General features: G+C 57.5%; 20 protein-coding genes. 12 read left to right on the forward strand and 8 right to left on the reverse strand.

Going from position 1 to position 22,080, the window contains the following annotated elements:
* Positions 1-172: 172 nt before the first annotated feature.
* The 3 genes from fepC to fepD are packed head-to-tail and all read right to left on the reverse strand — an operon-like array spanning position 173 to position 2,963.
* Positions 173-973 (reverse strand): iron-enterobactin ABC transporter ATP-binding protein, encoded by an 801-nt coding sequence (fepC, locus tag AC0LWE_RS15605; RefSeq protein WP_059178709.1) that lies wholly within the window; start codon positions 971-973, stop codon positions 173-175.
* On the reverse strand, positions 970-1,962 hold the full coding sequence (gene fepG / locus AC0LWE_RS15610; protein WP_219346901.1) for an iron-enterobactin ABC transporter permease: 993 nt from the start codon (positions 1,960-1,962) through the stop codon (positions 970-972). The genes fepC and fepG overlap by 4 nt, the downstream gene beginning before the upstream one ends.
* Positions 1,959-2,963 (reverse strand): Fe(3+)-siderophore ABC transporter permease, encoded by a 1,005-nt coding sequence (fepD, locus tag AC0LWE_RS15615; protein WP_059178707.1) that lies wholly within the window; start codon positions 2,961-2,963, stop codon positions 1,959-1,961. Before fepD ends, fepG begins: the two co-directional genes overlap by 4 nt.
* 236 nt (positions 2,964-3,199) lie before the next feature.
* Here fepD and entS point away from each other — a divergent pair, with 236 nt between their 5' ends.
* Complete coding sequence (gene entS, locus AC0LWE_RS15620; RefSeq protein WP_202667205.1) at positions 3,200-4,447, forward strand: enterobactin transporter EntS; 1,248 nt, start codon at positions 3,200-3,202, stop codon at positions 4,445-4,447.
* 204 nt (positions 4,448-4,651) lie between these two features.
* Here entS and fepB read toward each other — a convergent pair whose 3' ends face one another.
* Positions 4,652-5,611 (reverse strand): Fe2+-enterobactin ABC transporter substrate-binding protein, encoded by a 960-nt coding sequence (fepB, locus tag AC0LWE_RS15625; protein WP_219346900.1) that lies wholly within the window; start codon positions 5,609-5,611, stop codon positions 4,652-4,654.
* 187 nt (positions 5,612-5,798) lie between these two features.
* Here fepB and entC point away from each other — a divergent pair, with 187 nt between their 5' ends.
* The 7 genes from entC (at position 5,799) to AC0LWE_RS15660 (ending at position 13,724) form a co-directional block, all read left to right on the forward strand.
* The gene (entC, locus tag AC0LWE_RS15630) at positions 5,799-6,974 is read left to right on the forward strand and encodes an isochorismate synthase EntC (protein WP_059178704.1); all 1,176 of its coding nucleotides are present in this window, start codon (positions 5,799-5,801) and stop codon (positions 6,972-6,974) included.
* Between the two features lie 9 nt (positions 6,975-6,983).
* On the forward strand, positions 6,984-8,594 hold the full coding sequence (entE, locus tag AC0LWE_RS15635; RefSeq protein WP_202667202.1) for a (2,3-dihydroxybenzoyl)adenylate synthase EntE: 1,611 nt from the start codon (positions 6,984-6,986) through the stop codon (positions 8,592-8,594).
* Between the two features lie 10 nt (positions 8,595-8,604).
* Complete coding sequence (locus AC0LWE_RS15640; RefSeq protein ID WP_202667201.1) at positions 8,605-9,459, forward strand: isochorismatase; 855 nt, start codon at positions 8,605-8,607, stop codon at positions 9,457-9,459.
* Complete coding sequence (gene entA, locus AC0LWE_RS15645; RefSeq protein WP_219346899.1) at positions 9,459-10,214, forward strand: 2,3-dihydro-2,3-dihydroxybenzoate dehydrogenase EntA; 756 nt, start codon at positions 9,459-9,461, stop codon at positions 10,212-10,214. Before AC0LWE_RS15640 ends, entA begins: the two co-directional genes overlap by 1 nt.
* Complete coding sequence (gene entH, locus AC0LWE_RS15650) at positions 10,214-10,627, forward strand: proofreading thioesterase EntH (protein WP_059178700.1); 414 nt, start codon at positions 10,214-10,216, stop codon at positions 10,625-10,627. The genes entA and entH overlap by 1 nt, the downstream gene beginning before the upstream one ends.
* 702 nt (positions 10,628-11,329) lie before the next feature.
* Positions 11,330-13,435: a pyruvate/proton symporter CstA gene (gene cstA, locus AC0LWE_RS15655; RefSeq protein WP_131488251.1), complete on the forward strand. Its 2,106-nt coding sequence runs from the start codon at positions 11,330-11,332 to the stop codon at positions 13,433-13,435.
* 91 nt (positions 13,436-13,526) lie between these two features.
* Positions 13,527-13,724: a YbdD/YjiX family protein gene (locus AC0LWE_RS15660; protein WP_041689339.1), complete on the forward strand. Its 198-nt coding sequence runs from the start codon at positions 13,527-13,529 to the stop codon at positions 13,722-13,724.
* Here AC0LWE_RS15660 and AC0LWE_RS15665 read toward each other — a convergent pair.
* The 4 genes from AC0LWE_RS15665 to AC0LWE_RS15680 form a co-directional block, all read right to left on the reverse strand.
* Positions 13,721-14,125: a helix-turn-helix domain-containing protein gene (locus tag AC0LWE_RS15665; RefSeq protein ID WP_059178698.1), complete on the reverse strand. Its 405-nt coding sequence runs from the start codon at positions 14,123-14,125 to the stop codon at positions 13,721-13,723. The two genes, AC0LWE_RS15660 and AC0LWE_RS15665, sit on opposite strands and share 4 nt — an antisense overlap.
* Complete coding sequence (locus tag AC0LWE_RS15670) at positions 14,103-14,402, reverse strand: type II toxin-antitoxin system RelE family toxin (protein WP_072241809.1); 300 nt, start codon at positions 14,400-14,402, stop codon at positions 14,103-14,105. The genes AC0LWE_RS15665 and AC0LWE_RS15670 overlap by 23 nt, the downstream gene beginning before the upstream one ends.
* Positions 14,403-14,604: 202 nt before the next feature.
* Positions 14,605-15,348 carry an SDR family NAD(P)-dependent oxidoreductase gene (locus AC0LWE_RS15675; protein ID WP_219346898.1) on the reverse strand — a complete coding sequence of 248 codons (744 nt, stop codon included), beginning with the start codon at positions 15,346-15,348 and terminating at the stop codon, positions 14,605-14,607.
* Between the two features lie 86 nt (positions 15,349-15,434).
* Positions 15,435-16,523, reverse strand: coding sequence for an oxidoreductase (locus AC0LWE_RS15680; RefSeq protein WP_202694216.1), 1,089 nt, complete (start codon positions 16,521-16,523; stop codon positions 15,435-15,437).
* Positions 16,524-16,682: 159 nt separating this feature from the next.
* Between AC0LWE_RS15680 and AC0LWE_RS15685 the strand changes: the two genes are divergently transcribed.
* From AC0LWE_RS15685 to AC0LWE_RS15700, 4 genes are all read left to right on the forward strand, one after another.
* Positions 16,683-18,185: a sugar ABC transporter ATP-binding protein gene (locus AC0LWE_RS15685; protein ID WP_219346897.1), complete on the forward strand. Its 1,503-nt coding sequence runs from the start codon at positions 16,683-16,685 to the stop codon at positions 18,183-18,185.
* Entirely contained in the window at positions 18,182-19,177 is a 996-nt protein-coding gene (locus AC0LWE_RS15690; protein ID WP_131488263.1) for an ABC transporter permease, read from the forward strand. The genes AC0LWE_RS15685 and AC0LWE_RS15690 overlap by 4 nt, the downstream gene beginning before the upstream one ends.
* A gap of 30 nt (positions 19,178-19,207) precedes the next feature.
* On the forward strand, positions 19,208-20,272 hold the full coding sequence (locus AC0LWE_RS15695) for a sugar ABC transporter substrate-binding protein (RefSeq protein WP_219346896.1): 1,065 nt from the start codon (positions 19,208-19,210) through the stop codon (positions 20,270-20,272).
* A gap of 429 nt (positions 20,273-20,701) precedes the next feature.
* Complete coding sequence (locus AC0LWE_RS15700; RefSeq protein WP_219346895.1) at positions 20,702-21,946, forward strand: LVIVD repeat-containing protein; 1,245 nt, start codon at positions 20,702-20,704, stop codon at positions 21,944-21,946.
* Positions 21,947-22,080: the final 134 nt, after the last annotated feature.

Genomic DNA, 22,080 nt, shown 5'->3' on the forward strand with positions numbered 1-22,080 from the left:
ACAAGGTAAAAGTAAAATGGCAACGTTGTAGCCATTTTGAGTGTCTTCTCCCTCTCCCTGTGGTAGAGGGCGAGGTGAGTGCACCAGGCCGCATAAGGTAAAAGTAAAAGTAAAATGGCAACGCGGTTGCCGTTTTAGTGTTTCCTCCCTTTGGGAAGAGGCTTGGGGGGAATCAGACCGCACGCCGTCCTATCGGCACGACCAGCGGCGTACCGGCAATCGGATCGTCGATAATCATGCAGCGCATTCCGTAGATCCGCTCGATCAACTCAGGCGTCACAATCTCTTTCGGCGCGCCTTCCGCCACGATTTTCCCGTCGCGCAATGCAATCAGATGCGTGGCGTAGCGGCACGCCTGATTCAAATCATGCAGCACCGCCGCCAGGGTATACCCCTGCGTACGGTTGAGATCGCTTAGCAATTCCAGGAGATCAATCTGATGGCTGATATCCAGCCAGGTCGTCGGTTCATCCAGCAGCATGATCGACGTCTCTTGCGCCAGTACCATTGCAATCCAGGCGCGCTGTCGCTGTCCGCCGGAGAGCGTATCGACGCTCTGCCCAGCGAGATCGGTTATGCCCGTTGCCCGCATCGCGGCCGTCACCGCCGCTTCATCCTCTTTGCGCCAGCGGGTAAACATCGGCTGATGCGGATAACGCCCGCGCGCGACCAACTCCTGTACGGTGATGTCGCCCGGCGTCGTGGCGTTTTGCGCCAGCAGCCCGATGCGCCGCGCCACCTCTTTACTGGCAAACTGCTGAATCTGTTCGCCGTCGAGATACACGCTCCCGTGCTGCGGCGTCATCAGACGGCTCAGGGTGCGCAGCAGCGTGGATTTTCCGCAGCCGTTCGGGCCGATAATCGCCGTAAAATGGCCGTCAGGAATTGCCACATTTAACTCATGCGCCACGGTTTTTTTGCCGTAACCGAGGGTGAGGTTTTCACCGCGCAAGCGGGTCGCTGTCTGGGTCATTTCTTGCGGGACTCCTGAACTAACAACACGATGAGATAGATACCGCCAAGACTGACGGTCACGACGCCCACCGGCAGTTGATAAGGCATAAACAGCTGCTGGGCGCAGAGGTCCGCGACCAGCAATAAAAGTGCGCCACACAGCGCCGACTGGGTGAGGCCCCAGCGCGCCGTGCCGCTCATGCGGCGGGCGATGTGCGGGGCAACCAGCGCGATAAAGGAGATAGGCCCCGCAATGGCGGTAGCGGCAGCGGTAAGGACGACGGCGACCAGCATGAGCGTCAGACGCGAGCGTTCAACGCCCACGCCCAGCGCGCAGGCGCTATCATCGCCCATCTCCAGCAGGCGCATTCTGCGCACCAGCAGCCACGCGCAGACAAACATCAGCATGATAATCGGTGTGGCGGGGAGCGTTTTGGCCCACGTCAGGCCGTTCAAGGACCCTGCGTTCCACAGCCCGGCGGAGAGCGACGTTTCAAGCGATGCGCGCAGCAGCAGCCAGGTGTTGAAGGCCATCAGCATGGCGCGAATGCCAATGCCAATAATAATCAGGCGGAAGGTTTCGATTCCGTTGCGCCAGGCCAGCGCCCAGACGACAAGCGAGGTGAGCACGCCGCCCGCCATCGCCGAAAAGGCAATCGCCGTGAGATGCTGACCAAACAGCACCATCGCGACTAACACGCCGCTCCACGCGCCGGTGTTGAAGCCCATTACATCCGGGCTGCCCAGCGGGTTGCGCAGCAGCGACTGGAAAATCGCGCCGCTCACGCCGAGCGCAGCACCCACCAGAATCGCCATCACCACGCGTGGTAAACGCCATTCGGTGACGACCATCGTGATATTACGCGGCGCGCTGCCGGTGAAGGCGTCAAAAACCTGCATAAAATCGAGCGTGACCGCACCGCTGCGCAAACTCCAGACGGCGGCCATGAGGCTGGCGAGTACCAGCAGCAGGCACGTGCTGACTAATCGGCGGGAAGGGGTTATCACAGCCCACCTCCACGCTTACGGCGAACCAGGAAAATCAGCACCGGCGCGCCAATAAACGCACTGACCACCGAAACGCGCAGCTCGCCCGGCACCAGCACACGACCAATAATATCGGCAAAAAGCAGCAGAACCGGCGTCGCCAGCAGCGTGACAGGGAGCGACCAGCGGTGATCGGCCCCCACCAGCCAGCGTGCCATATGCGGCATCATGAGGCCAATAAACGCAATCGGCCCAACGACCGCCGTCGCGCTGCCGCACAATACGGTGATCGTTAATAATCCAATCAACTGGGTACGTGCCACGCGGCTACCGAGGGCGGTGGCGGTGTCGCTGCCGAGGCTCAGGCTGTTGAGTGCACGGCTTAAAAAGAGTGCAACGATAGCGGCGATAAGCACCGGGATCGTGACAATGTGCAACGTTTGTAGCGTACGGATATCCAGCGATCCGGCTTGCCAGAAGCGTAGCTGATCCCAGACATCGGGATTCAGCAGCGCAATGCCGCTCGATAACCCTTCAAGCACCGCGCCGAGCGCCACGCCTGCCAGCGTCAGGCGTACCGGGCTTAGCTGGCCGCCACCCTGACTGCCGGTAAAGGCGACAAGCAACGATGCGGCAAGCGCGCCGCAAAATGCCATCACCAGTTGTTCGGTTGGGGAGGAGAGTCCAAACAGCGCCGCGCCGAGCACAATCGCAAAACTGGCCCCCGCGTTGACGCCCAGAATACCGGGATCGGCCAGCGGATTACGGGTCAGCGTTTGCATAAGTGCTCCCGCCAGGCCAAGCGCCGCACCCGCCAGCAATCCGGCGAGCGTGCGCGGCAGTCGTGCGTCGAGCACAATCGTACAGTCGGCGCTTTGGCATGTTCCGGAAAGCGCGTCAAAAATGACGGATGCAGGCAGCGGTTTCGCGCCAACCAGCAGGCTGAGTGCCATAGCAAGAATTAACAGCAACAACAAAAAGGGCACCGCAACGGCGCGTACCGCGAGAGGAGAAGACAACATAGCAACGTCCATGATTTGATAATGATAGTAATTATCGTTATCTATCTTATTTGGCTATGTTAGCATGTGCCACCATAAAATTGGTAGATATACCCGTCATACTTCACGCTGCAGGCGCGTTGGCTTTCCCCGCTCACCCCGGTCATTTACCAAAGTAATTTTCCGGGGATTTCCTGTGTCGCCGCCTTCCTGCAACTTGAATTATTTAGGGTATTGATAGATCTCAAGGCCTTGTCATGAATCAAAAATCCTGGCTGCTCAATCTCAGCCTTCTCAAGACGCATCCGGCGTTTCGCGCCGTTTTTATCGCGCGTTTCATCTCCATTTTATCCCTCGGACTGCTCGGCGTTGCCGTACCGGTGCAAATCCAGGCCATGACGCAATCCAGCTGGCTGGTTGGTTTGTCTGTGACCTTAACGGGCAGCGCGATGTTTATTGGGCTAATGGTCGGCGGGGTGCTGGCGGATCGCCACGAGCGTAAAAAATTGATTCTGCTGGCGCGCGGGACGTGCGGCGTTGGCTTTATTGGCCTGTGCCTGAACGCCATGCTGCCGGAGCCGTCGCTGATCGCGATTTATGCGCTGGGATTATGGGACGGCTTCTTCGCCTCGCTGGGCGTGACGGCACTTCTGGCGGCTACGCCTGCGCTGGTTGGGCGAGAAAATCTGATGCAGGCGGGGGCGATCACCATGCTCACCGTACGTCTCGGATCGGTGATTTCACCGATGGTTGGCGGCCTGTTGCTGGCGACCGGCAACGTGGCGTGGAACTACGGTTTAGCGGCAGCGGGAACCTTTATCACCACGTTAACCCTGCTGCGCTTGCCGCTTTTGCCGCCCCCGCCGCAGCCGCGCGAACACCCGTTGAAATCGTTGATGGCGGCAATTCGTTTTCTGTTTAGCAATCCGCTGATTGGCGGCATCGCCCTGCTGGGCGGGCTGCTGACGATGGCGAGTGCGGTGCGCGTGCTCTATCCGGCGCTGGCGATGGAGTGGCAAATGAGCGCCTCGCAAATTGGCCTGCTGTATGCGGCGATCCCACTCGGTGCGGCATTTGGCGCGCTGACCAGTGGCAATCTGGCACACAGTGCGCGCCCGGGGCTGATTATGCTCTCTGCAACCGTCGCCTCGTTTATCGCCATCGCTTTCTTTAGCCTGATGCCGTTTTGGGCGCTGGGCGTGGTGTGCCTGGCGCTGTTTGGCTGGCTGAGCGCAGTGAGTTCGTTGCTGCAATACACCCTGATTCAGACGCAAACGCCGGAAGGGATGCTGGGGCGCATCAACGGTTTATGGACGGCGCAGAACGTGACGGGCGATGCGATTGGGGCGGCGATCCTGGGCGGGCTTGGCGTGATTATGACGCCGGTGGCATCAGCCAGCAGCAGTGGATTTGTGCTGGCGATTGTCGGTGTGATTTTGCTGATAACCCTGGCGGAGCTGCGCCGATTCCGTCAGGAAGTGGTGTTGAAGGATAGTGCGGCCTGATGCCCTCTCCCCGGTCCTCTCCCTGGTGAGAGGAAGACAACACTAAAACGGCAACTGAGTTGCCGTTTTTTTTACCTTGCGCGGCTTGATACCTTCTCCCACAGGAAGAGGGAGAAAAGACTAAAACGGCAATCCAGTTGCCGTTTTGTTTTTACTTTTCAGCCCGATGCCCTCACCCAAAAAAGGAGAGGGTATATTTCGTATTTACTTGAACAACGCGTTTACACGTTCCAGCACCAGAATGGCGCTGTAATAATCCAGGCGGAAGGTCTCCGTACCCAGCGCCCAGACGCGTTTGTTTTGCACCGCAGGCAGATGCGCCAGCAGCGGATTAGCGTAGATCGCATCGACATCTTTCTGGTCGCCCGCAAACAAAAATAGCCCTTGTCCATTCAGCCCTGCCGCCAGATTCTCACCACCCAACTGGATAATGTCGTGGCGTTTACCCTGGCTCTTTGAGGTGTTCAGTCCAGCAGGCAGCTCAGCCAGCTGGAATCCGAGCTGTTGCAGGAATTTGCCCTGCGCCGATTCCGCGGTCCACAGGTTCGCGCTGTGCGCGGCGGCGGTGTAAACAAGCGCATTCACCGGCTGCGGCGGGAGTTTCATCTGCTGCTTCACCAACGTCAGCTGTTGATCAAATTCGGCGATACGCGCGGCGGCCTGCTTTTCGTGTCCGGTCAGCGTGCCGAGTTGAGTCAGCAGTTCCTGCCAGCTTTTGTCGTCATAATTGATGACAAGCGTCGGCGCGATAGTGGAGAGCTGATCGTAAAGCGCCATGGCAGAATCTCCGCCGGTCGCGCTGATCAGAATCAGATCCGGCATTTGCGCGGCAACGGCTTCAGCGCTTGGCTCGCCGATATAGAGACGCGAAACCTGCCGTTTTTTGGCGATATCCCCCCACTGGCGCATAAATCCTTGCGCATCCGCCACGCGGTTGTTCGGCGTCGTCGCGCCGCTGGCCACAACCGGCGCGTCAATGGCCAGCAGCGAACCGGTCAGCGTGACGCTGGTAGACACAATGCGCGTCGGCTTGCTTTCCAGGGTATGAACGCCACGGCTGTCGGTGACCTGACGGGGCCAGTCTGCGGCGATGGCTGAGGTTAGTCCTAAAACAAAAAGGCCTGCCAACAGCAGGGCGTGACGACAAACAGCAGGGCATTTCACAAAGCGACATCCTGTTTTTGCGGAGGTTAATGCTTCTCATTTTCATAAATGCGGCGAAGGGATGCAAGCAATAGTCGCACAAGTTGCGCTGTCGGCGGTTGACACCGTCGCGCTCTGCTATTAGGTTAGCCATCGAAAATATAAATGATAATTATTCTTACTGCGTTTATCATTTTAGGAGGATGATATGGATACGTCATTGGCTGAGGAAGTTCAACACACCGCGACCACGCTGCAATCAGACAGCTTTTTCTTTATGTCGCCGAACCGCAGTTTCACCACATCTGGCTGTTTTGCCCGTTTTTCGGAGTCCGCAGCAGGCGGCGACGATCCGGCTGGCGCCTTCCAGCAAAAGCTGGCGCAGGCCTTCAATGACGCTAAAGCCAGCGGGATTTCGCATCCCATTATGGTGGGCGCCATTCCGTTTGATACCCGCAAACCTTCGTCACTGTTTATTCCGCAAAGCTGGCAAACTTTTTCGCGTCCGGCGCGACAGAAATCCGCACGCTACCATTCCGGCGCGCAGGAGTTGACGGTCGTAAGCCGCACGGAAATCCCACCGCAGCCCGTATTTGAAGAGATGGTCGCCCGCGCCGCCGCCCTCACTGCGACGCCGCAGGTCAATAAAGTGGTGCTCTCGCGGCTGATTGATATCGCCACCGATCGGCACATCGACAGCGGTGCGTTGCTGGAACGCCTGATCGCGCAAAACCCGGCAAGTTTTAACTTCCACGTTCCGCTCGAAGACGGCGGTGTGCTGCTGGGGGCGAGCCCTGAGCTGCTGCTGCGCAAAGAGGGGGCACATTTCAGCTCGCTGCCGCTGGCCGGCTCTGCGCGTCGTCAGCCCGACGATATGCTGGATCGCGAAGCCGGAAACAAACTGCTGGCCTCTGAAAAAGACCGCCACGAACACGATCTTGTGACGCAGGCGATGAAAACCGTGCTGGAACAACGCAGCCATAAGCTGGCAATGCCGTCTTCACCGCAGCTGATCACCACGCCTACGCTCTGGCATCTGGCAACGCCGATTGAAGGCGAAGCGCGGGAAAATGAAAATGCCCTGACGCTGGCCTGTCTGCTGCACCCGACGCCTGCGCTGAGCGGTTTCCCGCATCAGGCCGCTAAAGAAATTATTGCCTCTCTGGAGCCGTTTGACCGCGAACTGTTCGGCGGGATCGTCGGCTGGTGCGACAGCGAAGGCAACGGAGAATGGGTCGTAACGATCCGCTGTGCGCGCCTCCATGAAAACACGGTTCGCCTGTTTGCTGGTGCGGGCATTGTCCCGGCCTCATCACCCGTCGGCGAATGGCGCGAAACCGGCGTCAAACTCTCCACCATGCTCAACGTTTTTGGTTTGCACTGAGGAATAATCATGACGCTTCCCTTTACCCGTTGGCCTGAGGAATTTGCCCGGCGCTACCGTGAAAAAGGCTACTGGCAAGATGTGCCGCTGACCGACATTTTGACGCGTCATGCTGACAGCGACGCGACGGCAGTTTTCGACGGCGAGCGGCAGTACACCTACCGTCAGCTTCACCAGGCAGTGAATAACCTCGCGTCCGCACTGCAGGCGCAGGGGATTAAGCGCGGCGAAACGGCGCTGGTGCAACTGGGCAACGTGGCCGAGTTTTACATCACTTTCTTTGCCCTGCTGCAGGCGGGCGTCGCCCCCGTGAATGCGCTTTTTAGCCATCAACGCAGCGAGCTGAACGCGTACGCACTTCAAATTGCGCCCGCGCTGGTGATTGCCGATCGCCAGCATGCGCTGTTTGCGGACGATGATTTCCTGAATACGTTTGTCGATGAACACCGCTCCGTGCGCGTGGTGCTGCTGCGCGGTGATAACGGTGAACACGCGCTGGAGACGGCCATTGCGCGTCCGGCGGACAACTTTATCGCCAGCCCGACGCCTGCCGATGAAGTGGCGTTTTTCCAGCTTTCTGGCGGGAGCACCGGCACGCCAAAGCTGATCCCGCGCACGCATAACGACTACTACTACAGCATTTTGCGCAGCAACGAAGTGTGCGGCATTACGGCTGAAACGCGCTACCTGAACGCGCTGCCCGCAGCGCACAACTTTGCGATGAGTTCTCCGGGATCGCTGGGCGTATTTATGGCGGGTGGGTGCGTGGCGCTGGCGAACGATCCGAGCGCCACGCTTTGCTTCCCACTGATTGAAAAACACCAGCTCAACGTTGCGTCTTTGGTTCCTCCTGCGGTCAGCCTGTGGTTGCAGGCCATCGCGGAAGGAGCGGGTAACGCTCAACTGGCGTCGCTGACGCTATTACAGGTGGGCGGAGCACGACTTTCTGCCACGCTTGCGGCGCGCATTCCGGCGGAAATTGGCTGTCAGCTGCAGCAGGTTTTTGGCATGGCGGAAGGGCTTGTGAACTACACCGCGCTCGACGACACCCCGGAGCGCATCATGAACACTCAAGGCCGTCCAATGTGCCCGGATGACGAAGTGTGGGTGGCAGATGAAAACGGACAACCGCTGCCGCGCGGTGAAGTCGGGCGTTTGATGACGCGCGGGCCGTACACCTTCCGTGGCTATTTCAACAGCCCGGAACACAATGCCAGCGCTTTTGATGCCGACGGTTTTTACTGCTCCGGCGATCTGATCTCCATCGACGAGCAGGGTTACATCACCGTGCAGGGGCGTGAAAAAGATCAGATCAACCGTGGCGGCGAGAAGATCGCAGCGGAAGAGATCGAGAATTTACTGCTGCGTCACGAATCGGTGATCCACGCGGCGCTGGTCAGCATGGAAGACAGCCTGCTGGGCGAAAAAAGCTGCGCGTATCTGGTGGTGAAAAAGCCCCTGCGCGCGGTGGACGTGCGTCGTTTCCTGCGCGAGCAGGGGATTGCTGAATTCAAACTGCCGGACAGGGTCGAGAGCGTGGATGCGCTGCCGCTGACACCGGTCGGGAAAGTAGACAAGAAACAATTGCGCCTGTGGCTCGCTGAACGCGCCCAGGGCTGAGGAACTGATTATGGCGATTCCAAAATTAACCGGTTACGCGCTGCCGACGGCCGCTCAACTGCCGAACAATAAAGTGAACTGGGCGTTCGAGCCCGAGCGCGCCGCGCTGCTGATCCACGACATGCAGGAATATTTCCTCAACTTCTGGGGCGAAAGTTGCCCGATGATGGAGCAAGTGGTGGCGAACATCGCGCAACTTCGCGATTACTGCAAAAAGCACAATATTCCGGTCTATTACACCGCGCAGCCAAAAGAGCAGAGTGACGAAGACCGTGCGTTGCTGAACGACATGTGGGGGCCGGGGCTAACCCGTTCGCCGGAGCAGCAGCGTATCGTATCGGAACTGACGCCTGACGAAGCCGACACCGTGCTGGTGAAATGGCGCTACAGCGCGTTCCACCGCTCGCCGCTGGAGCAGATGCTCAAAGAGACGGGCCGCAATCAGCTGATGATCACCGGCGTTTACGCGCACATCGGTTGCATGACGACCGCCACCGACGCCTTTATGCGTGATATTAAGCCGTTCTTTATCGCCGACGCGCTGGCCGATTTCAGCCGCGAAGAGCATCTCATGTCGTTGAACTACGTGGCGGGCCGCACCGGACGCGTGGTGATGACAGACGAGCTGCTGCCGTCCGTACCCGCCAGCAAAGAGGCGCTACGTGCCGTGATTCTGCCGCTGCTGGACGAATCTGACGAGCCGATGGACGACGAAAACCTGATTGATTATGGTCTCGACTCCGTGCGCATGATGGCGCTGGCTGCCCGCTGGCGTAAAGTTCACGGCGATATCGATTTCGTGATGCTGGCAAAAAATCCGACCCTCGATGCCTGGTGGGCGCTGCTGTCCCGCGAGGTGAAGTGATGGCTGGATTCGATTTTACCGGTAAAACCGTCTGGGTGACGGGCGCGGGTAAGGGCATTGGCTACGCCACGGCGCTGGCATTTGTCGAGGCCGGCGCGCAGGTAACTGGCTTCGATCTCGCGTTCCCGGCCAACGATTATCCGTTTGTGACAGAAACGCTGAACGTGGCGGACGCGTCGCAGGTGAATGACGTTTGCGAGCGCTTACTGAGAAATATTGAACGTCTGGACGTGCTGGTCAATGCGGCGGGAATTTTGCGCATGGGCGCAACCGATCGGCTGTCGCAGGACGACTGGCAGCAGACCTTTGCGGTAAACGTTGGTGGGGCGTTTAACCTGTTCCAGCAGACGATGGGCCAGTTCCGTCGCCAGCAGGGCGGGGCGATCGTCACCGTGGCCTCTGACGCCGCACATACCCCGCGCATCGGGATGAGCGCGTACGGCGCCTCGAAAGCCGCGTTGAAAAGCCTGGCACTGACCGTGGGTCTTGAGCTGGCGGGCAGCGGCGTGCGGTGTAACATCGTCTCGCCAGGATCGACTGATACCGACATGCAGCGCACGCTCTGGGTAAGCGACGATGCCGAACAGCAGCGCATTCGAGGTTTTGGCGAGCAGTTTAAGCTGGGTATTCCGCTCGGCAAAATTGCGCGTCCGCAGGAGATCGCCAGCACGATTTTGTTCCTCGCTTCAGACCACGCCAGCCACATCACGCTGCAGGACATCGTGGTGGATGGCGGCTCAACGCTGGGGGCGTAATGATCTGGAAACGTCACTTATCGCTTGAAGAACTTAACGCTACCAGTCTGAACACAATGGTGGCGCATCTGGGCATGGTTTACACGCGCATCGGCGACGACACCCTGGAAGCCGAAATGCCGGTGGATGCGCGTACACATCAGCCGTTTGGCCTGCTGCACGGCGGGGCATCCGCGGCGCTGGCGGAAACGCTCGGTTCGATGGCCGGTTTTCTGATGACTCGCGACGGGCAAAACGTGGTGGGGACCGAGCTGAACGCGACCCACCATCGCGCGGTATCGCAGGGAAAAGTGCGCGGCGTTTGTCAGCCGCTGCATCTTGGACGGCAGAACCAGAGCTGGGAAATCGTGATTTTCGACGAACAGGGACGCCGCTGCTGCACCTGTCGGTTGAGCACGATGGTGCTGGGGTAGTGGGTGCGGTTTGATGCCCTCACCCTAACCCTCTCCCACGGGAGAGGGAATCGCTTGTGCGGTGTTCTGCTCCTCCCGTAAACCAAAAATGCGCTCTGCTTTTCTCCCTCTCTCACGGGAGAGGGAATCGCTCGTGCGGGGTTTTGTTCCTTCTGTAAAACAAAAAGCGCTCCGCTTTTCTCCCTCTCCCCTGGAGAGAGGGAATCGCTCGTGCGGTGTTCTGCTCTTCCCGTAAAACAAAATGTGCTCTGCTTTTCTCCCTATTCCCTGGAGAGAGGGAATCGCTCGTGTGGTGTTCTGATCTTCCCGTAAAACAAAAAGCGCTCTGCTTTTTTCCCTCTCCCCTGGAGAGAGGGAATCGCTCGTGCGGTGTTCTGCTCTTCCCGTAAAACAAAATGCGCTCTGCTTTTTTGCCTCTCCCACGGGGAGAGGGAATCGCTCGTGCGGTGTTCTGCTCCTCCCGTAAAACAAAAATGCGCTCTGCTTTTCTCCCTCTCCCTTGGGGAGAGGGTTGGGGTGAGGGGCAAACATCAACTCAGTGCTATTTTCCATCCTGGCACTCGCTAAAGTGATCCGCTTAACACAGTGAAGTAAATATCTGGTTTGACCACGCATTATTGCGTTTCAAAGTTGTTAAATTTCAAGCCGTGATCTAGAAACAAAATGTAACATCTCACTGTTTCTCGCTAACGGATAACAACTATGAACAACTCAGGGAAATACCTCATCTGGGCAATGCTCTCTGTTGTAGGCGCATTTGCTCTGGGCTACATCGCCCTCAATCGTGGTGAACAGATCAATGCGCTATGGATAGTCGTGGCTTCCGTCTGCATTTATCTGATCGCATATCGTTTCTACGGACGTTTTATCGCCGACAAAGTGCTGGCGGTGGACGGTACTCGCATGACGCCCGCTGTTCGGCATAACGACGGCCTGGATTATGTTCCAACGGATAAAAAAGTGCTGTTTGGCCATCACTTTGCGGCGATTGCCGGGGCGGGTCCGTTAGTCGGACCGGTACTGGCGGCGCAGATGGGGTATCTGCCGGGGATGATTTGGATCCTGGCGGGTGTGGTGCTGGCGGGCGCAGTGCAGGACTTTATGGTGCTGTTCGTCTCGACTCGTCGCGACGGGCGCTCGCTCGGTGAGCTGGTGAAAGAGGAGATGGGCGCAACCGCTGGGGTTATCGCGCTGATCGCCACTTTTATGATTATGGTGATTATCCTGGCCGTGCTCGCAATGATCGTGGTGAAAGCCCTGACCCACAGCCCGTGGGGAACCTACACCGTGGCGTTCACCATTCCGCTGGCGCTGTTCATGGGGATCTACATTCGCTACATCCGTCCGGGGCGCATTGGTGAAGTGTCAATCATTGGCCTGTTCTTCCTGGTGTTCGCGATTATTTCGGGCGGCTGGGTGGCGGAGAGCCCAACCTGGGCACCGTATTTTGACTTTACCGGCGTACAGCTGACCTGGATGCTGGTGGGTTACGGTTTTGTGGCGGCTGTTCTGCCGGTCTGGCTGCTGCTGGCCCCACGCGATTATCTCTCTACCTTCCTCAAAATCGGGACTATCGTTGGCCTGGCGATTGGTATTTTGATCATGCGCCCGACGCTGACCATGCCAGCGTTGACCAAATTCATTGACGGCACCGGCCCGGTCTGGACCGGTAACATGTTCCCGTTCCTGTTTATCACTATCGCCTGTGGCGCGGTATCGGGCTTCCATGCGCTGATTGCATCGGGCACGACGCCGAAAATGCTGGCGAATGAAAACCAGGCGTGCCTGATCGGTTACGGCGGCATGCTGATGGAATCCTTCGTCGCCATCATGGCGCTGGTTTCTGCCTGCATTATCGATCCGGGCGTGTACTTTGCGATGAACAGCCCAATGGCGGTTCTGGCACCTGCTGGCACCGTTGACGTGGTCGCTTCTGCGGCGCAGGTTGTGAGCGGCTGGGGCTTTGCCATTACACCGGAAACGCTAACGCATATTGCCAATGAGGTAGGGGAACAGTCGATTATCTCCCGCGCAGGCGGCGCACCGACGCTGGCGGTGGGGATGGCGTATATCCTTCATGGCGCGCTCGGCGGGCTGATGGATGTGTCGTTCTGGTATCACTTTGCCATTCTGTTTGAAGCGCTGTTTATTCTGACGGCGGTCGACGCTGGTACACGTGCCGCACGCTTTATGCTGCAGGATCTGCTGGGGGTGATCTCTCCGGGGCTGAAACGCACCGATTCATTGCCGGCGAACCTGCTGGCGACGGCGCTGTGCGTCCTGGCCTGGGGCTACTTCCTGCATCAGGGCGTGGTCGATCCGTTAGGCGGCATCAATACCCTGTGGCCTCTGTTCGGTATCGCCAACCAGATGCTGGCAGGCATGGCGCTAATGCTCTGCGCGGTCGTGCTGTTCAAAATGAAACGTCAGCGTTACGCATGGGTGGCGCTGTTGCCAACCTCATGGCTGTTGATCTGTACGCTGACTGCTGGCTGGCAAAAAGCCTTTAGTCCGGACAACAAAGTCGGTTTCCTGGCAATTGCTAACAAGTTCCAGGCGATGATCGACAGCGGCAAAATCCCGGCGCAGTACACTGAGTCTCAGCTTTCACAGCTGGTATTCAATAACCGCCTGGATGCCGGACTGACCATCTTCTTTATGGTGGTGGTTGTGGTGCTGGCGTTGTACTCTCTGAAGACCGCGCTGGCGGCACTCAAAGAAGACAAGCCGACGGCGAAAGAGACGCCATATGAGCCAATGCCAGAAAATCTGGATGACATTGTGACCCAGGCAAAAGGGGCGCATTAACTAATCACTCCTCTAACCCTCTCCCCGGTGGGGAGAGGGAACAGAGTAAACCCTCGGCCTTACGGGAGAGGGATTGAATGAGAGAAACAGCATGTTCGACACGTTATCCAAAGCAGGTAAATACTTAGGCCAGGCAGCAAAAATGATGATTGGCGTGCCGGACTACGACAACTATGTCGAGCACATGCGTGTCACCCATCCCGATCAGTCGCCGATGACCTATGAAGAGTTTTTCCGCGATCGTCAGGACGCGCGCTACGGTGCCAAAGGCGGCGTGAAGTGCTGTTAGCCTTCTTTAGGCAGATACAGACTAATTTGTTCCTGGGTGCAGCCGTAAATCGCGGCCAGCTTTTCTCGCGTGCGCTTCTGCGGGCGAGAATCCACCGCTTCAAGCTGCGAAACGGCAGACTGGCTGATGCCGAGTTTGTCGGCCACTTCCTGCTGAGATAATCCGCGCAGAATTCGCCACGCGGCCTGCAGGCTGACTTGCTGAGAAGTCATGAGGCTGCAAACGTCAGCGGGTAATCCAACGTCATCGTAGATATCCTTTTCGTCATCAACGCTTTCCCAGTCATCCTCATTTTCGTCGTCATATTCAGCCGCTTGCGGGAGCATGCGAAGATAGTCATCATAAGGAATGACTGCATATTGTGGTTTTCCATCAGCATCAGCGATCAGTTGCACATCCATAGGGAACGCTTTCCTCGTGAAGATAGGTCGTTGAGCTTCTTCGCTTGACTGCCACGATGTAGCAAACATCTCGTGATTCGCCCTGAAACATAAAGATTACGCGGTATTCACCCGCTCTAAGCCGGTGGTAATTGCCCGGTAGAGATAGCTTTTTAATATCCGGTTGAGGCGCATTTTTATCGGTTATCGAGTTCACTTTCTCTTCGATTCTCGATTGTGAGCGCACCTCAATTTTAGCTAAATCTCTTTTTGCAGCTCTTGACCAGATAATCTTCATCCGTACCTCCACTGTACGCCCCTGCATTTTATAAGGAAATAATAAGGTTATTAGTTAAATTCTGATTTTCTTATGCAGGTACTGTAAAGCGCAGAAAAGACAGGGGAAAGCGGCAAAATGCAGGGGGTCGGGATGGCTCGCAAACGCCTCTGCCGGTCGACAGAGGCGTGCAAAAAGGCGGAATTGCGATCGCAAATTTCTCTCAGGCGTTTAACCCACCATCCACATCCAGACCGGTGCCAGAAATCTGTCCGGCCTGTGGACTGGCGAGAAACGTCACTGCCGCCGCAATATCCTCCGGCGTGCCGTAATGTCCGGTAGCAATCAGCTGACGCTGTGAGTCGGCCTGTTCGCCATCCGCCGGATTCATATCGCTATCCGTTGGGCCAGGATGCACCAGGTTGACGGTGATTCCCCGAGGTCCCAGGTCGCGCGCCAGGCCACGTGTCAGGGAATTAAGCGCGGATTTGCTCATTGAATACACGGAGATTCCCGGCTGAGCCACGCGATTGGCCAAACAGCTGCCAATGTTGATGATGCGCCCGCCGTCTTTGAGATGCGCAAGCGCGGCCTGAATGGCGATCACGACGCCGCGAATATTCACGTTGATCACCGCGTCGATATCGTCCAGTGACATGGATTCCAGCGGGCCACCGCGCGCGATCCCGGCGTTGTTGACCAGAATATCTAGCCCGCCCAAGCTTTGCGCCGTTTGGTTAACCGCCTGCTGAATAGCCTGAGCGCTTGCGCTGTCAGCCTGAATGGCTTCGCTGCGCCGTCCAAGCGCGGCGATTTCATTGGCGACAGCCTGGGCTTTATCGGCGGATTTTTCATAGGTGATAACCACATCGGCACCTGCGCGTGCCAGCGACAACGCAATGGCGCGCCCCAGCCCACGGCTGGCGCCGGTGACCAGCGCCTTTTTACCTGTTAAATCGATCTGCATGATGACCTCTTACGAGAGTGGTGAGATTCATCATTAGGTATAGAGGGAGTTTGTCCCCCGTCAATGCGCTGAACGGGGGAGGGGAATTACTGGCGGAAGGATTCCACTTTCTCAAATGCGGCGCGTAAAACGTCAGGTGACAGCGCAACCGGCAGGTAATGAATGGATTCTACCGGGCGCAGCGTGTGGGCGATGACCCGATCCAGTTCGGCGCGGTTGTTGATGTCCACGTCCAGCTCGCGCAGGGTGGTCGGCAGATTGAAACGCGTATACGCGGCAATCAGTTGTGCCAGAACGTCGTCCTGACCGAGCAGGGCACTTTGCACCAGAATGCCGTAAGCGACCTTCGTGCCGTGCAGGAATTTTTCGGTCTGCGGCAACACGGTTAAACCATTATGTACCGCATGCGCGGCCGCCACGCGGGTATAGCGTTCGCCAAGCCCACCGACCATGCCGCCACCGGCGATAATGGCATCAACCACATCGCGAAATGCCTGCGTCTGCTCACCGCGCGCCTGATCCGCCAGCGCCTGTTCGCTGCTCTCCAGCAGCACGTCACGGATCGCCAGCGCCCCGTTAATGCCCAGACGCACGGTTAACGACAATTCTTCTGGTTTTGGCGCGAGAACCACCGCTTCATACCATTTCGCCAGCGTATCGCCGATGCCCGCCAGCAGATATTCCGCCGGGGCGTTCAGAATAATTTGCGGCTCAACCAGCACCAGGAAATTGGCGTCATCGAAGATCTCAAACTGCAACGCCTGACCGGCGTCGTTATACCAGACCGAAAGCGGCGTCCAGGCGGCACAGGTGGCGGCAATGGTTGGAATACCGACGAAGGGCACCGTTAAACGTCGCGCGACCGCTTTCACGGTATCCATTACCGCGCCGCCGCCCACGCCAATCACGACGCTGACGTCACTGCCAGATTCATTCACCAGATGCGTGACATCGCGCTCGCTGCAGTGGCCCTTGAACAGCAGATGTTTTGCGCCATCGGCGTTAAAGCTGTCTGGCAGAAAAGGGCGTGCCCCTTCGATGGCGCGTTCGCCGTAAATCCACACTGCGCGGGAAAGTTGTTCTGGCGTGAAGAAATCGTTCAGGCGCGCAAGGCTGCCGCTGTGGGAGAAGTAGTTGGCCGGGCCGGGTACGACACGAATATCGGTATTGCTCATTTTGGGTGTCCTTTTTGCGAAGCGCTAACCTGATGTTATGTCTGGACATCCGGATGGCTAATAATATTTAGCTTTATCTTATGCCTTTTCTATCATTGCCAGTCAACCCGACCTGTGAAAAATTCCATAAATCAAAATATTAATGAAGGATTTACGCGGATGGTCTCCAGTCGCCTTGAGATGCGCGGTATCAGCCTGGCCTTTTCCGGGTTTCAGGCGCTGTCGCGCGTGGATTTCACGCTGACGGGCGGAACCGTGCACGCGCTAACGGGTGCAAACGGCGCTGGCAAATCGACGCTGATGGCGGTGCTGTGCGGCACCCACGACCACTACGAGGGTGAAATCAGCATTAATAATCAGCCGGTCGCGATCCGCGAGCCGCTCGACGCCAAACGGTTGGGCATTCATCTGGTGCAGCAGGAAGTCGACGTGGCGCTCATCCCCGGATTAAGCATCGCTGAAAATATTATGCTCGATAACCTGGCACTGCCGGGGCATCGCTACCGATGGCGCGCCATCCGCGAGCAGGCAAAGCAGGCGCTGGCGCAGCTCGACGTTTCCCTGAACGTGCGTCGCTCGATTGACAGCTGCTCTCTGGCGGAAAAACAGCAAATTTTGCTGGCGCGCGCGCTGTCGCATCACTGTCGTTTTCTGATCCTTGATGAGCCGACCGCGCCGCTGGACGCCCACGAAAGCGAACGCCTGTTTACGGTGGTCAGACGCCTGCAACAGCAGGGTATCGGCGTGGTGTTTATCTCCCATCGCATCCACGAACTGAAAGCGATTTGCGACACCTTAACGGTGCTGCGCGACGGGAAATTAATTGAATCCGGTCCGATGGCGACCTTGAGCGGCGAAGAGATCGTCGAAAAAATGCTCGGTCACGAGCTGAGCGATATCTATCCGCCATCGCGGCCAAAACACAGCGACGACACGCTGCTGCGCGTGGAAGGGCTGCACGATGACGCGCTGCTGAAAGATATCTCGCTGCATCTGCGTAAAGGTGAAATTCTCGGTATCGCCGGGCTGGCGGGCGCGGGAAAAACCGAATTGTGTAAGGCGCTGTTTGGCGCGAGCAAAAGCCGCGTAGAGCGTGGTGAACTACATCAACAACCCTGGAAGCCGCGCGATCCGGCGGATTCCGTGCTGCGCGGGCTGGCGCTGGTCCCGGAGGAGCGGCGCAAAGAGGGCATTTTTATCGACGAGCCGGTGAGCATGAATTTGTCGGTGAGCGCCGATAACAGCTTCTCGCGCTGGAGCCTGTTCGGTCACCGTCAGGCGTGGCGGTGGGCAGAGGAAGTGATCGCCCGCGTCGGCGTGAGTGCGCGTGGTCCCGGGCAGGTGTTGCGTCGTCTTTCCGGCGGCAACCAGCAAAAAGTAGCGATTGGCAAATGGCTGCGCAATGAGGCCAGCGTGCTGATTTTTGACGAGCCCACCAAAGGCGTGGACGTCAAGGCCAAAACCGATCTGTTCCAGCTTATTGATGGCCTGGCGCGCGAAGGCAAAGGGGTGATTTACGCCTCGGGTGAATTCGCCGAACTGGTCGGATTGTGCGACCGCATCTGCGTGCTGTGGGACGGACGCATCGTGGCGGAAATCGCCGGGGCCGAGGCCAGCGAAGAGACATTACTTTATTATTCAACCGGAGGTACGGCGTCGTGAGCAAGGCCCTTTCAGTAAACACAGCGGCGTCGGGCCGTCAGCAGTTTTTCGATTTTCTCTATAAATGGGGCATGTTGCTGACCGTTGTCGCGCTGGTCGCGATTTTTGGTATCGCATCGGACAACTTCCTCGATCCCTTTAACATCATCAATATCTTGCGATCGATCGCCATCGTCACGGTGATCGCCATTGGCGTCTCGATCTCACTGACCGTCGGTGGCTTTGATCTGTCGGTCGGGTCAACGGCGTCGCTGGCGAATGCGCTGGTGATCTCTCTTTTCGTCTGGCACGGATTTGGCACCACCGAATCGATTCTGATTACCCTGGCGCTTTGTACACTGGTCGGGCTGTTTAACGCCTTTCTCATCGTGATCCTGCGTATTCCGGACATGCTGGCGACCCTTGCCAGCCTGTTTGTGATTCAGGGCGTGGCGATGACCTACAGCTACGGCGGATCGATTACCGAAAACATGGTTATGCCGAGCGGCGACATGGCGGAAGGAGCCATTCCGGCGGCGTTTGGTCTGCTGGGTCAGGTGCCCACGATTGTGATCATCATGCTGGCAGTGACGCTGCTGGCGCAGCTTGGGTTATCGCTGACCACGCACGGACGCCGTATGTACGCCATCGGTGGCAATCCGGAAGCGGCGCGTCTTTCCGGTATTCGCACCACCCGTTACAAAGTGGCGGCCTACGTGATTGCGTCGCTGCTGGCGGGGCTGGGCGGTATTTTGCTGGCGTCGCGCATCGGATCGTCGCAGGTGAATGCGGGCGGTGGCTATCTGATGGATGCGGTCGCGGCGGCGTGGATCGGTTTTTCACTGGCGGGTTCCGGCAAACCCAACGCGCTGGGCACGCTGGTGGGGGCGGTGATCCTCGGCGTGCTGTCGAACGGGCTGGTGATGCTTTCGGTGCCGTATTACGCCATGGACATTATAAAAGGGCTGGTGCTGGCAGCGGCGCTGGCGCTGACTTACATACAAAAACGCTAACAACATTTCACAACACAACGGGATAACAGAATGAAAAAAATCGCACTCTCTCTGGTGGCGCTGGGTTTACTGAGTTCATTGCCTGGTTACGCGGCAACGCCTGCGCCGGTTCCGGCGGCGATCGCTAACCATGAAGGCCCGATCCGCATTGCGGTGATTCGTAACCTGGGCTCCGATGACAACACCACGCAGTTTGTTTCGGGCGCCATTCAGGAAGGTAAAAAGCTCGGCTTTAAGGTCAGCACTTTTCTGAGTAACGGCGATGACGCTAAATTTCAGGACTTTGTGAATCAGGCGATCAGCCAGAAATATGATGGCATTATTTTGTCTCAGGGTCGTGATCCGTATTCCACCGCGCTGGTGAAAAAAGCCGTCGATGCGGGGATCAAAGTGGCGGTGTTTGATACAGCCGTTAACGGTGAAATTCCCGGCGTGACCGTCACCCAGCAGGATGATGCCTCGTTAACGAATCTGTCGTTCGGTCAACTGGCGAAAGATTTCAACGGCAAAGCCAATATCATCAAGCTGTGGGTAGCAGGCTTCCCGCCGATGGAGCGCCGTCAGGCGGCGTATAAAGAATTACAAAAACAGTATCCGGGTATCAAAGAGCTGGAATCTATCGGCGCCGTTTCTTCTGACGTGCAGGGCGATACGGCGAACAAAGTCGGCGCGGTGCTGGCGAAATACCCGAAAGGCCAGATCGACGCGATTTGGGGCACCTGGGATGCGTTCAGCCAGGGCGCGTATAAAGCGCTGAAAGAGAATGGCCGTACCGAAATCAAACTCTACAGCATTGATATTTCCAATCAGGATTTGCAGCTGATGCGTGAATCCGGCAGCCCGTGGAAAGTGAGCGTGGCGGTCGATCCTAAGCTGATTGGCGCGACTAACGTGCGTCTGATCGCGAATAAAATCGCCGGTGAAATCACCCCTGCGACTTATGATTTTAAAGCGGCGGCAATCCCGCAGGCGCTCCTGGCGGCGCAGCCTGGCGCGGTGAATGTGGCGTCTCTTGGCAAAATCATTCCAGGCTGGGGCCAGACGGAAGATTTCGTCGCGCCGTGGTTTGCGACGCTGGAAGCGAAAAGTCATTAATTGATTTATACGGTGCGCTCTGATGCCCTCACCCCGACCCTCTCCCACGGGAGAGGGGGGAAAGGCTAAAAACGTCAACAGCGTTGCCGTTAAGGTTTTACCTCGTGCGGTCTGATGCCCTCACCCCAACCCTCTCCCACGGGAGAGGGGGGAAAGGCTAAAACGTCAACAGCGTTGCCGTTTAGGTTTTACCTCGTGCGGTCTGATGCCCTCACCCCGACCCTCTCCTACGCGGAGAGGGGGAAAGGCTAAAAACGTCAACAGCGTTGCCGTTTAGGTTTTACCTCGAGCGGTCTGATGCCCTCACTACAACCCTCTCCCATGCGGATAGGGGAAAAAGACCCATTCTGACCTTCTTCCGGGAGAGAGGGTAAAGACTCACTCCGCTCGTCTCCCTGTGAGAGAGGGCGACAATCAACAGGACGTGATATGAACTCTTCATTACCCACCCCTGAATACAGCCGCAATATGCGGCTGATCGGCCATAGCGATCAGGGGGGTCGCCCGGACGGCGTTCAGCTGATGGTGCATCGCGGTTTTGCCTATATCGGTCATATGGTGTCGCAGGGTTTTTCGATAGTGGACGTGCGCGACCCAAAAAATCCCAAAGCGGCGGGCTATGTGCCTGCGCCGCCGGGCACGTGGAATGTCCATTTGCAGGCGCATGACGATCTGCTGCTGGTGATCAACGCCCGCGATCTGTTTGCCGATGCGCGCTTTGCCGACGAAAAGGTCTATTACACCCGTCAGGTCGGTGAAACCGTCAGCGACGTGCAGGACAAAGGCTGGAGCGCGGGGCTGCGAATTTTTGATATTTCAACGCCGGATAAGCCACGCGAGATCAGCTTTCTTTCGCTCGATGGAATTGGTATCCACCGTATCTGGTACGTTGGCGGACGCTGGGCCTATGTTTCGGCGCTGATCGACGGTTTTACCGATTATATTTTCCTGACAATCGATCTGGCAGATCCGCGCAAACCGGAAGTGGCCGGCCGCTGGTGGCTGCCGGGGATGAATCAGGCAGAAGGTGAGCAGCCAAACTGGCCCGAAGGTAAACGCTATGCGCTTCACCACGCGATTATTGCCGGTGATACGGCCTACGGCAGCTGGCGTGACGGCGGGTTGACGCTGCTGGACGTAAAGGACCGCACCCAGCCGAAACTTATCAGCCATCGCAACTGGAGCCCGCCGTTTGGCGGCGGTACGCATACGGCGCTGCCGTTGCCGGATCGTGATTTGCTGGTGGTGCTGGACGAAGCGGTGCTGGATAACCAGGAAGACGGCGAGAAGCTGATCTGGCTGTTTGATATTCGCGAGCCGTCGAATCCGGTGAGTATTTCTACCTTCCCGCAGCCGGATGAGCGGGATTACGTGGCGAAAGGGGCGCACTTCGGGCCGCATAATTTGCACGAAAACCGCCCTGGCAGCTTTATCAGTTCGACGCTGATTTTTGCCACGTATCAGAACGCGGGTGTTCGCGCCTACGATATTTCGAATCCGTATCGACCGGTGGAAACCGGTGCATTAGTGCCGGCCGCGCCCTCGAAAATGATGGATACGCGCCCGAACCGCCCGCAGGTGATTCAGTCTTGCGATGTGTTTGTGGATGCGCAGGGGATTATTTACAGCACGGATTATAACGGTGGGTTGTCGGTGATTGAGTATTTGGGGTGAGGGATCTCTAAAACGTAAGTGTGCGCGTAATTTACTCTCTCTCCATTAGGGAGAGGATTGGGGTGAGGGGAACAGGTGGCTCGGAGGTGTGTTCCGTTCACCTTACGAACACTGCTCCTCTATCATACCCGAAT

The organism is Lelliottia sp. RD5 (assembly GCF_056032945.1).

Excerpts from the sequence above, each read along its gene's own strand:
- fepC (WP_059178709.1), bottom strand. The coding sequence starts at position 973 with ATGACCCAGACAGCGACCCGCTTGCGCGGTGAAAACCTCACCCTCGGT.
- fepD (WP_059178707.1), bottom strand. The coding sequence starts at position 2,963 with ATGTTGTCTTCTCCTCTCGCGGTACGCGCCGTTGCGGTGCCCTTTTTG.
- entS (WP_202667205.1), top strand. The coding sequence starts at position 3,200 with ATGAATCAAAAATCCTGGCTGCTCAATCTCAGCCTTCTCAAGACGCAT.
- entC (WP_059178704.1), top strand. The coding sequence starts at position 5,799 with ATGGATACGTCATTGGCTGAGGAAGTTCAACACACCGCGACCACGCTG.
- entE (WP_202667202.1), top strand. The coding sequence starts at position 6,984 with ATGACGCTTCCCTTTACCCGTTGGCCTGAGGAATTTGCCCGGCGCTAC.
- AC0LWE_RS15640 (WP_202667201.1), top strand. The coding sequence starts at position 8,605 with ATGGCGATTCCAAAATTAACCGGTTACGCGCTGCCGACGGCCGCTCAA.
- entA (WP_219346899.1), top strand. The coding sequence starts at position 9,459 with ATGGCTGGATTCGATTTTACCGGTAAAACCGTCTGGGTGACGGGCGCG.
- entH (WP_059178700.1), top strand. The coding sequence starts at position 10,214 with ATGATCTGGAAACGTCACTTATCGCTTGAAGAACTTAACGCTACCAGT.
- cstA (WP_131488251.1), top strand. The coding sequence starts at position 11,330 with ATGAACAACTCAGGGAAATACCTCATCTGGGCAATGCTCTCTGTTGTA.
- AC0LWE_RS15660 (WP_041689339.1), top strand. The coding sequence starts at position 13,527 with ATGTTCGACACGTTATCCAAAGCAGGTAAATACTTAGGCCAGGCAGCA.
- AC0LWE_RS15665 (WP_059178698.1), bottom strand. The coding sequence starts at position 14,125 with ATGGATGTGCAACTGATCGCTGATGCTGATGGAAAACCACAATATGCA.
- AC0LWE_RS15670 (WP_072241809.1), bottom strand. The coding sequence starts at position 14,402 with ATGAAGATTATCTGGTCAAGAGCTGCAAAAAGAGATTTAGCTAAAATT.
- AC0LWE_RS15675 (WP_219346898.1), bottom strand. The coding sequence starts at position 15,348 with ATGCAGATCGATTTAACAGGTAAAAAGGCGCTGGTCACCGGCGCCAGC.
- AC0LWE_RS15680 (WP_202694216.1), bottom strand. The coding sequence starts at position 16,523 with ATGAGCAATACCGATATTCGTGTCGTACCCGGCCCGGCCAACTACTTC.
- AC0LWE_RS15685 (WP_219346897.1), top strand. The coding sequence starts at position 16,683 with ATGGTCTCCAGTCGCCTTGAGATGCGCGGTATCAGCCTGGCCTTTTCC.
- AC0LWE_RS15695 (WP_219346896.1), top strand. The coding sequence starts at position 19,208 with ATGAAAAAAATCGCACTCTCTCTGGTGGCGCTGGGTTTACTGAGTTCA.
- AC0LWE_RS15700 (WP_219346895.1), top strand. The coding sequence starts at position 20,702 with ATGAACTCTTCATTACCCACCCCTGAATACAGCCGCAATATGCGGCTG.